This is a genomic window from Streptomyces sp. NPDC005576 (genome assembly GCF_042871745.1).
GTDB lineage: Bacteria > Actinomycetota > Actinomycetes > Streptomycetales > Streptomycetaceae > Streptomyces.
Genome location: NZ_JBIAJC010000014.1, coordinates 194,411 through 209,692 on the forward strand (window position 1 = coordinate 194,411; position 15,282 = coordinate 209,692).

14 protein-coding genes are annotated in these 15,282 nt (G+C 69.7%); 1 reads left to right on the forward strand and 13 read right to left on the reverse strand.

Annotated features, from left to right (window positions below):
• Nucleotides 1–10: 10 nt before the first annotated feature.
• The 11 genes from ACFYPN_RS25135 to ACFYPN_RS25185 are packed head-to-tail and all read right to left on the reverse strand — an operon-like array spanning nt 11 to nt 10,924.
• The gene (locus tag ACFYPN_RS25135) at nt 11–727 is read right to left on the reverse strand and encodes a hypothetical protein (protein ID WP_389301175.1); all 717 of its coding nucleotides are present in this window, start codon (nt 725–727) and stop codon (nt 11–13) included.
• Nucleotides 724–1,245 carry a hypothetical protein gene (locus ACFYPN_RS25140; RefSeq protein WP_389301178.1) on the reverse strand — a complete coding sequence of 174 codons (522 nt, stop codon included), beginning with the start codon at nt 1,243–1,245 and terminating at the stop codon, nt 724–726. Before ACFYPN_RS25140 ends, ACFYPN_RS25135 begins: the two co-directional genes overlap by 4 nt.
• Entirely contained in the window at nt 1,242–2,510 is a 1,269-nt protein-coding gene (locus tag ACFYPN_RS25145; protein WP_389301180.1) for an MCE family protein, read from the reverse strand. The genes ACFYPN_RS25140 and ACFYPN_RS25145 overlap by 4 nt, the downstream gene beginning before the upstream one ends.
• Complete coding sequence (locus ACFYPN_RS25150) at nt 2,507–3,736, reverse strand: MCE family protein (protein ID WP_389301183.1); 1,230 nt, start codon at nt 3,734–3,736, stop codon at nt 2,507–2,509. Before ACFYPN_RS25150 ends, ACFYPN_RS25145 begins: the two co-directional genes overlap by 4 nt.
• Nucleotides 3,733–4,920, reverse strand: coding sequence for an MCE family protein (locus ACFYPN_RS25155; RefSeq protein WP_389301185.1), 1,188 nt, complete (start codon nt 4,918–4,920; stop codon nt 3,733–3,735). Before ACFYPN_RS25155 ends, ACFYPN_RS25150 begins: the two co-directional genes overlap by 4 nt.
• Before the next feature lie 2 nt (nt 4,921–4,922).
• The gene (locus tag ACFYPN_RS25160; RefSeq protein ID WP_389301188.1) at nt 4,923–5,942 is read right to left on the reverse strand and encodes an MCE family protein; all 1,020 of its coding nucleotides are present in this window, start codon (nt 5,940–5,942) and stop codon (nt 4,923–4,925) included.
• Nucleotides 5,939–6,970: an MCE family protein gene (locus tag ACFYPN_RS25165; RefSeq protein WP_358763667.1), complete on the reverse strand. Its 1,032-nt coding sequence runs from the start codon at nt 6,968–6,970 to the stop codon at nt 5,939–5,941. The genes ACFYPN_RS25160 and ACFYPN_RS25165 overlap by 4 nt, the downstream gene beginning before the upstream one ends.
• On the reverse strand, nt 6,967–8,274 hold the full coding sequence (locus tag ACFYPN_RS25170; RefSeq protein WP_389301190.1) for an MCE family protein: 1,308 nt from the start codon (nt 8,272–8,274) through the stop codon (nt 6,967–6,969). The genes ACFYPN_RS25165 and ACFYPN_RS25170 overlap by 4 nt, the downstream gene beginning before the upstream one ends.
• Nucleotides 8,274–9,077 (reverse strand): ABC transporter permease, encoded by an 804-nt coding sequence (locus ACFYPN_RS25175; protein ID WP_275490995.1) that lies wholly within the window; start codon nt 9,075–9,077, stop codon nt 8,274–8,276. The genes ACFYPN_RS25170 and ACFYPN_RS25175 overlap by 1 nt, the downstream gene beginning before the upstream one ends.
• A gap of 3 nt (nt 9,078–9,080) precedes the next feature.
• Nucleotides 9,081–9,938 carry an ABC transporter permease gene (locus ACFYPN_RS25180; protein ID WP_358763662.1) on the reverse strand — a complete coding sequence of 286 codons (858 nt, stop codon included), beginning with the start codon at nt 9,936–9,938 and terminating at the stop codon, nt 9,081–9,083.
• On the reverse strand, nt 9,935–10,924 hold the full coding sequence (locus ACFYPN_RS25185; protein ID WP_358763660.1) for an ATP-binding cassette domain-containing protein: 990 nt from the start codon (nt 10,922–10,924) through the stop codon (nt 9,935–9,937). Before ACFYPN_RS25185 ends, ACFYPN_RS25180 begins: the two co-directional genes overlap by 4 nt.
• Before the next feature lie 940 nt (nt 10,925–11,864).
• Here ACFYPN_RS25185 and ACFYPN_RS25190 point away from each other — a divergent pair.
• Nucleotides 11,865–12,797, forward strand: coding sequence for a hypothetical protein (locus ACFYPN_RS25190; protein ID WP_358763659.1), 933 nt, complete (start codon nt 11,865–11,867; stop codon nt 12,795–12,797).
• A gap of 211 nt (nt 12,798–13,008) precedes the next feature.
• Here ACFYPN_RS25190 and ACFYPN_RS25195 read toward each other — a convergent pair whose 3' ends face one another.
• A complete protein-coding gene (locus ACFYPN_RS25195; RefSeq protein WP_358763979.1) occupies nt 13,009–13,596 on the reverse strand; it encodes a hypothetical protein in 588 nt (195 codons plus the stop codon).
• 23 nt (nt 13,597–13,619) lie between these two features.
• The gene (locus ACFYPN_RS25200; RefSeq protein ID WP_389301195.1) at nt 13,620–15,146 is read right to left on the reverse strand and encodes a DUF6801 domain-containing protein; all 1,527 of its coding nucleotides are present in this window, start codon (nt 15,144–15,146) and stop codon (nt 13,620–13,622) included.
• Between the last annotated feature and the right edge of the window lie 136 nt (nt 15,147–15,282).

A 15,282-nucleotide genomic window follows, 5' to 3' on the forward strand; every position in this document is an offset into this window, starting at 1 on the left:
CTGTGCCTCGTCACCTGGAGGTGATGTCGACGATCTGCCAGACGCCGTGCTGCCGGTGGGCGGTGACGGAGAGCTGGGCGGGGGCCGAGGTGGCCGCCTTGCCCTCGCGCTCGTACACCTGGTCCAGGAAGACCAGCAGATGGGCGCTGTCGCCGGTGAGCCGGGTGACACCGGCTCGCACGACGTGGGTGGTGAGCGTCAGCTCCTGGTCGGCCGCCTGCTTCTCGACCTGCCCGAAGAGCGCCGCGTACTGCTTGAGCGCCGGCCCCGTCAGCAGCCGTCGGGCGGCGGCCTTCGTGGCGGCGGTGGTGTCCGGCGCGTACGAGAAGACCGTCGTGAGGGCGCTGCTGACGTCGGCGGTGACGCGGTCGGTCGCGGCCGTGTCGGTCAGCGCCCGGTTGGCGGAGGCGGGGGTGTCCCTGATCTGCTGCCCGCGCACGAAGAGCGCTGCTCCGGCGGCGATCAGCAGGAGAGCCAGGGCGCCGGCGAGGACTCGACGCCACCGGGTGAAGCGGCCGGTCACCCCGGACGCCGCCTCCTCCGCAGCGCCGTCCTCCGCAGGGGCGTCCTTCGGGAGCGCTTTCTCCGGGCGCGTGTTCTCCCCGGTGGGGGTGGGCGCCTCTGCGGCGCCCTCCTCCCGTTCCTCCACGTCCTGGCCGGTCACCCTCACCGCCGCCGCCTCTCCGCTGTCGTGCGTGGTCGCCGCGTCCGTCCGGGCCGCGCTCATGTGGCCGCTCCGACCGGGATCGCGGTGAGTGCCCTGACCTTCCAGCCGTCGCCCGTGCGCTCCAGGGCGGCCTCGAACCGTTTGCGTTCGGTGCCGGCCTCGCCGGTGCGCGGGGTCACCAGCACATCGACGGTGGCGATCAGTTCCGCCGTTCCGCCGCGTTCGTCCAGGGCGGTGAGCGCCGCGTCGGTGACCGTGCCCTTGGCGCTGGTGCCCGCGGTCCGGAACGCGCCGGCGTCCGTGGCGCGGGTGCTCTTCAGCTGGTCGTGGAGGGGCCCGGCGGTGACCCGCAGCCAGCCGTCGAGCCCGGCGTCGATCCGGGCGGCGTCGGTGCCGTCCATGCTGTTCAGCCGGGCCAGCTGGCTCCGGCCGGCGGCGAGCGCGGCGTCCCTGCTCTTGGCGTACGCGAGGGAGCCGTCGCCCCGTGCCGCGGCGTACGACCAGCCGCCCAGCGCGCAGAGGAGCACGGCGGCGAGAAGGACCGCCCAGCCGGTGAGGGTCTTCGCCCGCGCGCTCATGCTCCTGCCCCCAGTCCGAGCAGCCCGGCCATGGTGGTGGACGACCCGCTGGAAGGGGTGGAGGCGACGGAGCCGGAGAAGAGTGCGCCGGGGAGGATCGTGTCCGCCGTGGAACCGGTCAGGGTCGTGCCCGGCTTCACCGGGTCGGGGACCGCGCCGCCCTTCGGGGCGTTGCCCGAGCCGCGGACGTTGATGCCGGTGCCGGGGGACGCGGTGCAGCGTGCCCCGGTGTTGACCGCGGGGCCCTTGGTGGTGTCGAGGCCGTTGCGGTGGACGGTGTCGCCGTATCCGGCGGTGCAGGGCAGGGGTTCGAAGAAGGTGACGGCCATGCCGAACCGGGCGCCGTCCTCGTCGACGACACTCGCCCCGGCGGCGGCCACGGCCGGCAGCTTGACGAGCAGTTCCTCGATGCCGCGCTGGCGGGTGACGGCGACTTCGGAGGTGGTGAGCAGGTTCGCGACCACCACGCCGAAGCTCGGGTCGAGGTCGCGCATGAGCGCGCTGAGCTGGGTCGCGGCGCCGGGAGTGGCGGCGATCAGCCGGCGCAGGTCGCTGTCGGAGCCCTTCAGCTCGGCCGCCAGATCCTTCGCGCCGTCAGCGAAGCCCTTCAGCGCCTCACCCTGTTCGGCCTGGGTGCGCAGCACCGTCTCGCCGTCCTGCATCAGCTTGGTGTTGACGGGGAGTGCCTTGTCGGCCGCGTCGACGAACTCGCTGCCGGTGTCCAGGAGGACCTGGAGGTCCTCGCCCCGGCCGGCCAGCGCGGTGCCGAACTCGTCGACGACGGTGCGCAACGACTCCAGGTCCACCGAGGACGCCAGGTCGTTGACGCTGACGAGGACGTCGGTGGGCGGGGCGGGGATGGTGGTGTCGGCCTGGTCGATCACCGATCCGTTGTCGAGGAACGGGCCGGTGGAGCGGGTGGGGCGCAGGTCGACGTACTCTTCGCCGACCGCCGAGAGGTTGGCGACCACGGCGGTGAGGCTGTCGGGGATCGGCGGGGAGTCGTTGTCGATGCGCAGCTGGGCCTCGACGCCCTGGTCGGTCAGCTCGATGGGGCCGACCCGGCCCACGGAGACGCCCCGGTAGGTGACGTTGGAGTGAGTGAACAGCCCGCCGGTCTGGGGTAGTTGCACGGTCACGGTGTAGTAGTCGCGCAGCCCTATGTAGCGGCCGAGGTCGGCGTAGCGGATGCCGAGGAAGGCGAGCACCAGTACCGCGATCACGAGGAAGGCGATGTTCTTGAGGCGGATGGCCGTGGTGATCATCGGTCGCTCCCCGTGGTCGAGGGCGTCGCCGTGCCCGGCTCGGAGGGTGCCGCGGAGGACGTCTTGGGGGCCGTCCTGGAGGACGCCGCGGGGACCGTCACGGAGGGGAGCGGCAGCGGCAGGGAGGCGAGGGACGCCGGGTCTGCCGTCGGGGTGGTCGGGGTGGTCTGCGCGTCGGGGTCGTACGGCGGGATGATCTGGCTGCCGGGGGCGGCCGTCATGTCCAGGTAGACGTTGAGGTAGTCGCCCTTGACGCCGCGCAGCACCTCGTCCGTGAACGGGTAGGTGGCGAGCACCTGGAGGGAGTCGGGGAGCGCGTCGCCGGAGTCGGCGAGCGCCTGGAGGGTGGGCGCGAGGGCCTTGAGGTCGGCGATCATGTCGGCCTTGCTCTTGTTGATCGTGTCGACGGCGACGGCGGAGAGGGTGTCGAGCGAGCGCAGCATGGTCAGCAGCTGGCCGCGCTGGTCCTCCAGGACCTTGAGGCCGGGGCTGAGGCCGGTGAGGACGGTGCCGACGTCCTGCTTGCGGGTGGCGAGGGTGGCGGAGAGCCGGTTGACGCCGTCGAGGGCCTGGGTGATGTCCTCCTTGTGGTCGTCGAGGTCGGTGACGAGGGTGTCGACCCGCTGGAGCATCGACCGGATCTCCGGCTGCTGCCCGGTGAGCGCCTTGTTCAGCTCGGTGGTGATGGTCTTGAGCTGGCTCACGCCGCCACCGTTGAGGAGCAGGGAGAGCGCGCCGAGGACCTCTTCGACCTCGGGGTTGCGGTTGGTGCGGACGAGCGGGATGCGGTCGCCGTTCGCGAGGGCGCCCTCGGCCCTGCCGTCGGTGGGCGGGGCGAGCTGGACGAACTTCTCGCCGAGGAGGCTGGACTGTTCGAGGCGGGCGAAGGCGTTGGCGGGGAGGTCGACGCTCCCGTTGATCCGCATGGTGACCTTGGCGGTCCAGCCGTCCCGGCCGAGTGCGATGTCGGTCACCCGGCCCACCGCGACGTCGTTGACCTTGACGGAGGACTGGGGGGCGAGGCTGAGTACGTCGGCGAACTCGGCGGTGATCTCGTACGGGTGGTCGCCGAGGTCGGCGCCGCCGGGCAGCGGGAGCTGCTCGATCCCGTCGAAGGACGGTGTGTCGACCTGGGTGACCACGAGTACGAGGGCGACGCCCAGTGCGGCCACTCCGGCCGCCCCGGCGATCACCCTGTTCCTGGGGCCGTGCGCGGCCCTGCTCATCGGCCGGCCTCCTTCTCTTCGGTACCGGTGGCCGCCTTCTCGGGCGTGCCGTAGACGGTGCCGACGGCGGGGAGCGGCAGTACGGGCAGTTCCTCCTGGCGGGTGGCGTCCACCGCGGCGAGTCCGCTCAGGCCGGTCGCGGTGCCGCTGCCGGTCGTCGTGGTACCTGCCGTGGTGGAGCCGGACGCCGTGGTGCCGGACGCCGTCACGTCGGGGAAGTAGCCGCTCATGCTCAGCTCGTTGAGGTCGGCCCGCCCGTCGAGGGTCCGGTTGACCGGGTCGTACGCGTTGACGAGGTTGCCGGCCGTGAGCGGGAGGGTGTCCAGCGACTCGGCGAGCGAGGCCCGTTGGTCGACGAGGATCTGGGTGAGCGGCACGAGCGCGTCGACGTTGGTCTTGAGCGCTTCGCGGTTGTCCTCGATGAAGGTCTTCACCTGCCCGAGGGCGGTGCCCAGTTCGGCCAGGGCGGCGCTGAGGTTCTCCTTGTCCTCGGCGAGGAATCCGGTGACGGAATTCAACTGCTGCTCCGCCGAACGCACTTCGCCGTCGTTCTCCTTGAGCATGGTGGTGAAGGACTGGAGGTAGGACAGGGTGTCGAAGAGGTCCGTGCTGCTCTTGTCCAGGGTCTTCGTCGCCTTGCCGAACTCCGCGATGGAGTCGCCGATGGCCTTGCCGTTGCCGTCGAGGTTCTTGGCCCCGGTGTCCAGGAGCCGGGCCAGCGCTCCGTTCGCGTTGGCGCCGTCCGGGCCGAGCGCGGTGGAGAGTTCGGTGATGGACGCGTAGAGCTGGTCGACCTCGACGGGCGCGGCGTTGCCGTCGGCGGGGAGCACCGCGCCGTCGGCGAGGGTGGCACCGCCGTCGTAGGCGGGCGCGAGCTGGATGTACCGGTCGGCGACGAGGCTGGGGGCGACGAGCACCGCGTGCGCCCCTTCGGGGACCTTGACGTCCTTGTCGACGCGGAGGGTGACCCGTACTTCCTTGCCCTGCGGTTCGACGGAGGTGACGGTGCCCACCTTGACCCCGAGGATGCGCAGGTCGGAGCCCGGGTAGACGCCGGTGGCCCGGTCGAAGTACGCGGTGACGGTCGTGGCGCCCTCCTGGTCGAGGGCCATCACTCCGGAGGTGGCCGCGACGGCCACGACCGCGAGTCCCGCGCCGATGCCGATGACGCGCGTGAGTCTCATCTTCAGCTGCCCCCTTCCTGTTTGGGCGGCATGCATCCGGTCGTCGGGGTCGCGTCGGCCGGCAGGTAGTTCCTGGGCACGACCCCGCAGACGTAGTTGTCGAACCAGCGGCCGTTGCCGAGGGTGTTGCCGACGAGCCGGTTGTAGTCGCCGGCCATCGAGAGCACCTTGTTGAGGCTGTCCTCGTTCTTCACCAGGACGGCGGTGACCCTGCCGAGCGCGTCCAGGGTGGGCTTCAGCTGCTTGTTGTTGTCCTGGACGACGCCGGTGAGCTGGATACCGAGGTTCTTGGTCCCGGTGAGCAGCAGGTGGATGGAGTCCCGGCGGGCCTGGATCTCGCCCAGCAGGAGGTTGCCGTCCTTCAGCAGCGTCTCGAAGGAGCTCTCCTTGGTGGAGAGGGTCCGGGTGAGCTGCTTGCTCGCCTTGAGCAGGGTGGCGAGTTCGGCGTCGCGCGCGGAGACCGTGCGGGAGAGGGCGGACAGGCCGTCGGCGGCGCTGCGGACGTGGGCCGGGGAGTCCTTGAAGGTGTCGGAGATCGCGTCGAAGCTCTGGGCGAGCTGGTCGGTGTCGATCTCGTCGATGGTCTCGCCGAGCCCGTTGAACGCCTGGGTGACGTCGTACGGAGAGGTGGTGCGGTCGGCCCCGATGCGCCGGGACGGGTCCTGGGAGGTGGTCCCCAGCGGGTCGACGGCGAGGTACTTGTCGCCGAGCAGCGTCTTGATGGCGATGCCGACGGTACTGGAGTCGCCGATCCAGGCGTCCTTCACCCGGAAACTGACCTTGACCTTGGCACCGTCGAGCGCGACGTCGGTGACCTCGCCCACCTTCACCCCGGCGATGCGGACCTCGTCACCGTCGGTGAGCCCGGCGGACTCGGAGAAGTCGGCCGTGTAGGTCGTACCGCCGCCGATGAGCGGCAGCGCGTCGGCGTGGAAGGCGGCGAACCCGACGAGGCCCAGGACGACCAGTCCTGCGACGGACACGGCGACGGGGTTGCGTTCCCTGATGGGGGTGATGTTCACGCCAGGCACCTCGGTTCGGTGATTGCGATGCCGGTGGGCGGGGCGCTGCCGTCGCTGGTGGTGACCCCGGAGACCTTGGCCTCGCAGAGGTAGAGGTTCATCCACGATCCGTAGGAGGTGAGGCGGGTGATCGCCTCCATCTTGGCCGGGGTCTTCGCCAGGAAGTTCTCGATCTCCGGTGTGGCCTGGTCCAGTTGGCCGGAGAGCCTGCCGACCTGCTTGATGCTGTCCTTGAGGGGCTTGCGGCCGTCCTCGAACAGGTCGGCGGTGACCGTGGTGAGGGCGCCCATCGCGGTGACGGCTTCGCCGAGCGGCTGGCGGTCCCCGGCGAATCCGGTGACCAACTGCTGCAGGGTGTCGACCAGTTCGGTGAATCCCGCCTCGCGGTCGTTGACCGTCTTCAGTACCTCGTTGAGGTTCTTGATCACCTCGCCGATGACCTTGTCCTTGGCCGCGACGGTCGTGGTGAGCGAGCCGACGTGTTCGAGGATGCTGTCGACGGTGCCGCCCTCGCCCTGGAGCACTTGGACGATGGAGCCGGCCAGCTCGTTGACGTCGGGCGGCGAGAGGCCCTCGAAGAGCGGCTGGAAGCCGTTGAAGAGCTGGGTCAGGTCGAGCGCGGGGGTGGTGCGGGCGAGCGGGATGGTCTCTCCGGCCGCGAACGTCTGGCCGACGGGCCCGGCACCCTGGTCGAGGTCGATGTAGCGCTGGCCGACCATGTTGAGGTACTTGATGGACGCGGTGACCGAGGCGGGGAGCGTACGGCCCTTGCGGACCGCGAAGCGGACCTCGGCGACCCTGCGGTCGGCGACGCCGATGGACTCGACCTGGCCGACCTTGACCCCGGCGATGCGGACGCTGTCACCGACGACGAGTCCGGTGGCGTCGGTGAACCGGGCCTTGTACGACGTCGTGTCCCCCACGCCGGTGTTGGCGATGGAGAGCGCGAGCACGGTGGTCGCCAATGTCGTCACGAGGACGAAGATGATCGATTTCGTGAGGGGTCCCGCGAGGGAGCGGCGCTTCACTTGAGCTTCACCTCCGCACCGCGGAAGGCCGGACCGATGAGCACGCTGCTCCAGTCGGGCAGATCCTGCGGCTGGACTTTCAGTGTGGGAGCGACGAGTTCGTTGACGAGCTCGCTCTCCTCGGGGGAGTTGGCGATGCCCAGGGAGCGTTCGCCGGGGGCCGCGTCGGTGGATCCGGCGGCTCCGGTGGTGTCGGCGGCGGCCGGCCCGCTGTCGTCGGCGGCCACCCGGGCGACGGCGGTGGGCGCGGTGGTTCCCAGGTACGGCACGGTGTAGCAGTGCGGGCCGCCGGTGGCCGTGTAGCGCGGGGTGTCCCGGCCGGCGACGTACTTGCCCTTCGAGGGGACGGTCTTGAGGGTGACGTGGAGGCCGGGCTCGTCGGTGCCCTTGCCGAGCGCCTTGTCCATGGCGGGCACCATGCCGGCCATGGTGCGCAGGGTGCAGGGGTACTCGTCGGCGTACTTCGCGAGGACTTCCAGGGTGGGACGGCCGGAGGCGGAGAGCCGGATGAGGTTCTCCTTGTTCTTCCGCAGGAAGGCCGTGACGTCCTGGGCCGCGGAGGTGGTCGTGCCGTAGAGGCCCGCGAGTTCGGCCTGCTGGTCGGCGATGGTGCCGCTGGTGGTGGTGAAGTCGGTGAGCGCGTCGACGACGTCCGGCGCCGCGTCCGCGTAGACCGAGCTGACCTTCACCAGGTGCTGGATGTCCCGGTTGAGCGTAGGGAGCTGCGGGTTGAGCTTCTTGAGGTGGGCGTCCAGGGTGACGAGAGTGTCGCCGAGCTTCTCGCCGCGTCCCTCGAGCGCCTGGGAGACGGCCGTGAGGGTGGCGGAGAGCTTCTCCGGCTTCACGGCGGTGAGGAGGGGCAGGACGTTGTCGAGCACCTGCTCCAGTTCGATGGCGTTGCTGGAGCGGTCCTGCGGGATCACCGCCCCGGCTCGCATCGGCTCGCCGGAGGGCACCGGCGGCGGTACGAGGGCGACGAACCGTTCGCCGAAGAGCGTGGTGGGGAGCATCTGGGCGGTGACGTCGGCGGGGACCTGGTGGAGCTTCTCCGGGTCGATGGCGAGGGTGAGCCGGGCTCCGTCGCCGTCCGCCGCGATGGAGCGGACCTGGCCGACGACGACGCCGCGCAGCTTCACGTCGGCGTTGTCGTGCATCTCGTTGCCGACCGAGCCGGTGCGTACGGTCACGGTGGCGTCGTCCTGGAAGTCCTTCTGGTACACCGAGACCGAGACCCACACCAGGACGGCGGGCACCAGCAGGAAGGTGACCCCGGCGGCTCTGCGGCGTACCGTCTGCGCGTTCATCAGCCGGCCACCTTCACGGTCGTCGTGGCGCCCCAGATGGCGAGCGAGAGGAAGAAGTCGGTGACGCTGATCAGCACGATCGCGTTGCGCACCGAGCGGCCCACCGCGATGCCGACCCCGGCGGGGCCGCCTTCGGCGCGGAAGCCGTAGTAGCAGTGGGCGAGGATCACCAGCACGCTGAAGATCAGCACCTTGAGGACGGAGAGCAGCACGTCGTCCGGGGAGAGGAAGAGGTTGAAGTAGTGGTCGTAGGTGCCCTCGGACTGGCCGTTGAAGAGGACGGTGATGTAGCGGGAGGCGACGTACGAGGAGAGCAGCCCGATCGCGTAGAGCGGGATGATGGCGACGACGCCCGCGATGATCCGGGTGGTGACGAGGTAGGGCATCGAGCGCACCCCCATCGCCTCCAGCGCGTCGACCTCCTCGTTGATCCGCATCGCGCCGAGCTGGGCGGTGAAGCCGGCGCCGACGGTGGCGGAGAGCGCGAGTCCGGCCACCAGGGGCGCGATCTCACGGGTGTTGAAGTAGGCGGAGATGAAGCCGGTGAAGGCGGAGGTGCCGATCTGGTTGAGGGCGGCGTACCCCTGGAGGCCGACGACGGTCCCGGTGAAGAGCGTCATCGCGATCATCACGCCGATGGTGCCGCCGATGACACCGAGGCCGCCGCTGCCGAAGGCGACTTCCGCGAGGAGGCGTTGCACCTCCTTGGTGTAGCGGCGCAGTGTGCGCGGGATCCAGATCAGCGCACGTACGTAGAAGGTGAGTTGATCACCTGAGCGGTCGAGCCAGCTGAGCATGGACATCGGTCAGCCCCCCTTCGCGGGGACGATCTGGAGGTAGACCGCCGTGAGGACCATGTTCACGAAGAACAGCAGCATGAAGGTGATGACGACGGACTGGTTCACCGCGTCGCCGACGCCCTTGGGGCCGCCGCGCGGGTTCAGGCCCCGGTAGGCGGCGACGATGCCGGCGAGGAAGCCGAAGATGACGGCCTTGAACTCGCTGATCCAGAGGTCGGGGAGCTGGGCGAGTGCGGAGAAGCTGGCGAGGTAGGCACCGGGGGTGCCGTCCTGCATGATCACGTTGAAGAAGTAGCCGCCGAGGGTGCCGACGACGGAGACCAGGCCGTTGAGCAGCAGGGCGACGAACATGGTCGCCAGTACGCGCGGGACGACGAGGCGCTGTACGGGCGAGACGCCCATGACCTCCATCGCGTCGAGTTCCTCGCGGATCTTGCGGGAGCCGAGGTCGGCGCAGATGGCGGAGCCGCCGGCGCCCGCGATGAGCAGCGCGACGATCAGCGGGCTGGCCTGCTGGATGATCGCGAGGACGCTGGCGCCGCCGGTGAAGGACTGGGCGCCGAGCTGCTGGGTGAGCGAGCCGACCTGGAGGGCGATGACCGCGCCGAACGGGATGGAGACGAGCGCGGCGGGCAGGATGGTGACGCTCGCGATGAACCAGAACTGCTCGATGAACTCCCGCGCCTGGAAGGGCCGCCGGAAGACCGCCCGGGTCACCGCGATCCCTAGGGCGAAGAGCTTCCCGGTCTCCCGCAGCGGGGCGAGCAGCGGGGTCGGCTGCCGCTGTACGGGTACGGGACGCGTCGGCGCGGGCGGCGGCTTCTGGGGCGGCTCGGCCGGCCGCACCGGTATCTCGGCGGTCACGGGCGCGCACCGCCGGCGGCCGGGGTCTGGCTGCGCAGGATGGCGTGCTGGGCGGCGACCGGCAGCTGGTGCATCATCGCGGCGACCCGCTCGCGGCGGCGCAGCGCGCCCTGCCGTACGGGCATCCCCGGCGAGGGTTCGAGCTGCGGGACGACACCGCGCGGGCCCTGGTCCGCGTAGCCGCCGTGGCCGTCGGAGGCTTCCGCGGCGAGCAGGGCGGCGTCCTTCTCCTCGGACATGCCGATGGGTCCGTGCCGGCGCCCGGCGAGGAACTGGGAGACCACCGGCAGCTCGCTGGTGAGCAGGACCTCACGCGGACCGAAGGTGACAAGGTTGCGGCTGAAGAGCATCCCCATGTTGTCGGGGACGGTGGCCGCGATGTCGAGGTTGTGCGTCACGATCAGCATCGTCGCGTCGATCTGCGCGTTGAGGTCGATCAGCAACTGCGAGAGGTAGGCGGTGCGCACCGGGTCGAGGCCGGAGTCCGGCTCGTCGCAGAGGATGATCTGCGGGTCCAGGACCAGGGCGCGCGCGAGGCCGGCCCGCTTGCGCATGCCGCCGGAGATCTCCCCGGGCAGCTTGCCCTCGGCCCCGAGGAGGCCGACGATGTCGATGCGCTCCATGACGATGCGGCGGATCTCGGACTCCGACTTGCGCGTGTGCTCGCGCAGCGGGAACGCGATGTTGTCGAAGAGGGACATCGAGCCGAAGAGTGCGCCGTCCTGGAACATGAGACCGAAGAGTTTGCGGGTCTCGTAGATGTCCCGCTCGGGGCTGTTCACCATGTCGACACCGTTGATGAGGACGCGTCCCCGTTCGGGCTTGAGAAGCCCGATGATGGATTTCAGGAACACGGTCTTCCCGGTGCCCGACGGCCCGAGCATGACGCTGACCTCACCGGCGGGAAGCGTGAGTGACACGTCCTGCCAGATGTTCTGTTTGCCGAAAGACTTGGTAAGGCCTTCGACAACGACTTCGATTCCCATCCCACCTCCTGCATGCACTCACGAAGTGACAGAAATGCGCCGCGGGGCGCACGTTAAGTTCACCAGCACCGCCAGGACAAGCCCTCGGACGGCCAAGGGGCCAAAGATCGGCACACTTGTCATCGAGTGACAACTTCCGGCGGCTGACTTGTTCTTTGTTGCGTACTCACCACGGTCGGTGCAGGCGGGAGGCTCTGACCCGGGTGGGGCCGGAGCCGTGGAGGCTCCCGGGGTGAGAGTCCGGGCCGCAGGGGGTGGCGGGACGGCGGGCTCTCGGGACGGAAGTCCGCTGCGACGAGCCGCCCCGGTTTTCCGATCCCGCACGTGAAGGCGGAGACCCGCGGTGTCGGCCGGGTGCTCACGGGGCGAGGCTACGGGCGAGTAACCTGGCAGGCAATACACGCTGTCCAAGTTTTCCCAGGTAAGCCTGAGGCCCTTGATTTCTGCTCAGAAATTGAGCAGAACCGCCCTCGGGATTGTCCGCCGGTGACAGTTTCTCCCGCTCACCGAGCCGCACCCGACGACATCCGCGCACGTCACACCCGGACCGCGCGGTTCATGCCGGCCGACCGGCACCTACAAGCGGAGACCCGGACTCCGTATTTCCCCGGGGACGCCCCCCACTCACCATCTGACAAGAATGGCCGAATCAGCACTCACCTGAGAACGAGAACAGGGCCACCTTCGAGGATTGTCAAACGCTGCCATTGTGCACGGGTGTGACCCGCCAGTAACGTCACGGCTCGGTGATAAGAGCGGAGCCACTCGGGAGCAGAGCAAACCGATTCAGCGCTCATTTCACCGTCGCCATTCTCGTCGCCGCCGGAGCCGCTTCCCTCGGCGGACGCAACGCCCGTTCTCGGCGCCCGTTCCGGGGCGCTTTCCGAGCAACTCCGCGCATGCCGCCGTCCGTACGGCGGCTGCCGTCAAAGGGGATGACATGAGAGCCACATCGAACCGGACGCGCATGGGACTGCTGGCCGGACTCACTGCCCTGGGCGCCGTCGCGTCCATGGGGTCCGCCACGGCCGCCACGAGCCTCAACGGCAACTGGGCGTCCTTCACCCGCTGCCCGGTCGACGCGCCCGCCATGCTGGCCGCCGACGGCGACACGGACACCGCGGTCTGCGTCTCCTCGCACTCCGCGAGCGGCACCATCAAGCTCGGCAACACCGTGGTGCCGTTCGGTGCGAGCGACCTCCAGCTCGGCGTGGTGACCCACCCCAACAACACCTCGACGGCGGTCTCCCCCGCCGGCGGCGCGCTGGTCGCCGCGCCCGCCGACATTCCCGGAGGCCTCCTCGGCCTGATGTGCCCCAGCGACATCTTCGTGATCACCGGCATCTGCAACAGCCTCGCCGACGTCAACCTCAACCGGGTGACCGCCACCATCGAGTCCGTCAACAACCCCTCGGACTTCCAGCTCCTGGCCGGCCTCGGCACCACCACGCCGATCATCACCCTGCCGGTCCGCATCCACCTGACCAACCCGCTGCTCGGCGACAAGTGCTACATCGGCAGCTCGTCCGCCCCCATCCTGCTGCGCCCGAAGAACGCGACCCTGCCCACGGTCGGCTCCTTCCAGTTCAACGGAGACGGCTCCGACAACCCCGAGGGCGTACTGGGCCGCATCCAGCTCGCGGGAGCCACGCAGTCGGACACCACCTTCGCCGCCCCCGGCGCCAACGGCTGTGGTCTCGGGCTGCTCAACTGGGCCGTCAACCTCAAGACGGGCCTGCCCGCCGCCGCGGGCACCAACAGCCTGACGCTGACCAACGCGCAGACGAACGTCGTCACCATCAACGACCCGGGCGCCGCCGCGCCGAACGCCGGCAAGGACCTCGCCCGGTATTGGCACTCGGCCGTGAAGTAGGGCCATTCGTCCGGATCGGGGCACCGGGTCGCCCGAGCCCGGCCTGACCGGACGGAAGGCCCTCAGGTCCTTCGTCCGGACCGGGCCGGGCCGGGCCGGGTCCGGACCGGTCCGATCCGATCCGGGCAGCCCTGACCCTCCCCGCATGCACGTACGACAGTGGGGCCACCCTCGAATCGAGGGTGGCCCCACTGTCGTACGTGTCCTCCCGTTACGAGACCTGGATGGTCTGGTGCGGGGAGATGGCGTATCCGGCATCGAGGTGGGTCGGATCGCCCGCCTGGAGCAGGCCCAGGCAGTTGGCGGCGCTCACCTTCATGGTGGAACCGTCGATGACCAGACGCCCGGTGTCGTTCTCGTAGTGACCGCTCAGGTTGCCCCCGAAGCTCGCCGTGCAGCCGATTCCCGTCATGCGGAAGGCCAGCCCGCTCACGGAGACGCCGACCCAGTGGGGCCGACCGGCCACCGCCCCTGTCGCACTGAGCGGCCGGGCGCCCGACGTCAGGGTGAAGGTGAAGGTGAGGCCGGCGAGATTACAGCCGCCGATCGCCACGGTGTTCACCGTACCGATCACACTCCCCGGGGGATTCGGGACGAGGGAACCGGCCACGTCGGTCGCGGAGCAGTACAGCGCCATCATGGGCCAACTCAGAGTCCCGTCCGAGTGCCCCGAAAACGCGCCACCCGGAGTCACCACGTAGGAGGACCGGCTCGTCGCCGACGCCGAAATCGCCGTCAGCGCCATCGCCACGGACAGCGAGGCCACGAGCATGCCGGTGCTTCTCTTCCGTCTTCTCACGAGTGCAGATCTCCTTGTGTGGATCAGTCAGCTGTGGGGGTGGGGCTGCCCGGCAGGGCGGGGAGCCTCGGCGGGCAGTTTCTGACCTCCAGGTCTGCGTCCGGGACGCACATGTTGGCCTGGTTCATCGCGATGGTGTTTCCCGGGCCGGATATCGACGCGGTGAACAACGCGTCCAGATCTTCACCGCCGGTTCCGCAACCGGAGAAGGCCGGGAGGTCCACGGTGCCGTTGAGCGGTCCGCCGTCCAATACGTTCAGGTACGGGTTTCCGCTCGTGAAGTCACCGCGGAGCACCACCTTGTAGGGGTGCGCGGTCCGGCAGGCGGGACCCACATCGAGCGGTACGCCGTTCACCTTCACGTCGTACAGCCGCATGGACTGCTGGAAACTGGCTACCGCGAACGGGGTGACATGCAAGAGGTCCGTGGCCAGCTGCCCGGTGGAGACGGTGAGGGGCCCGGTGTCGAACGCCACCTTGGCGGAGACGGGCTGGAATCCGAATGCCAGGAACGTCGACTCGGCATCGGGCAGGTCGAGACGGGCGATCGAGTTGAACACGGTGTACTGACCGCCTTCCGCCGTGGGCGGGCGATTCGTGGCCCGCTTGTTGGCAAGGGCGGAGATCAACGCGGGCTCCTTCGCCGGATCGTTGACGATCACGGACCCGTTCAGTTTCCTGATGGTGGCGAGCCCCACCGCGTATCCACAGACTCTCTGGCCGGGCAGATCGAGCATCCAAGGCGGTGCGCCCGGGGGCATCGGCGGGACGTCGCTGGTGTCCATCTCTCCCTGCGGCACGACGTCGGGGCAGGACGTGTCGACGGGGGGCAGCGGCGGCTCCTCCCCCGGGTCGCCCGGATCCTCGCCGCCGCCTTCCCCGGGGTCGGTCTCCCCACCTGGGTCCGGTGTCTCCGGCGTGCCCGCGTCCGGGACCTGGACCGTCGTCAGAATGCCCGTGTCACCCTCGGAACGGTCGCAGGTCAGGGTCACCGGATCGGCGGGTGTCTCCTCGCCCTCGACGGCCGAGGTACTCAGCTCGAGGGTCAGTCCGCCCGCGATCAGGGTGACGTCCCCGGCCGCGCTCACAGTGACCGAGGGGACCTCGCCCGTGTGCGCGAGACGGACCTTCCCGTTCTCGTCGCCGGCCAGCGGCGTGGCGGGCGCGACGAACTGGGCCCACTGCGTCTGGGCCGTCTGGTCGTTCTGCACCACGTCCACGTCGAGCGTCACTGTACTGACGACCTCGGTGGCTCCTTCCGGCAGCAGCGGAGCGAGATCGGCGGCCACGACGTCGGCCGTCATGCTCACGCCCACGGGTGACATCGGCACATCCACCTCGCCGGTGGCCGGAAATGTCCCCCGCACCTCCAACGGCACCTGCACTCCGCCGGAAGGCAGATCGCAGTCATACGTCACCACGGCACTGGCGTCCACGTCGTCGGCCGCCGACCCCGGACCGCTCAGCAGTCCGGCGAGGGTGGCGACAGCCGCGACGGATGCCAGACGCACGGATCGCCGCGAGGCGGTCGCCAATGTCTTCTCGCTCATCCTGGTCCTGTCTTCAGCTGAAATAGTGAAGTGCTGCCCGGTCCGGCGCGCACGCCGCCGACCGCAGAACGCACGATCCGGGCCGACGGTGGCAGGGTCGCTGCTCACCGTCGGCCCGGAGGCTCATGTACCGGGG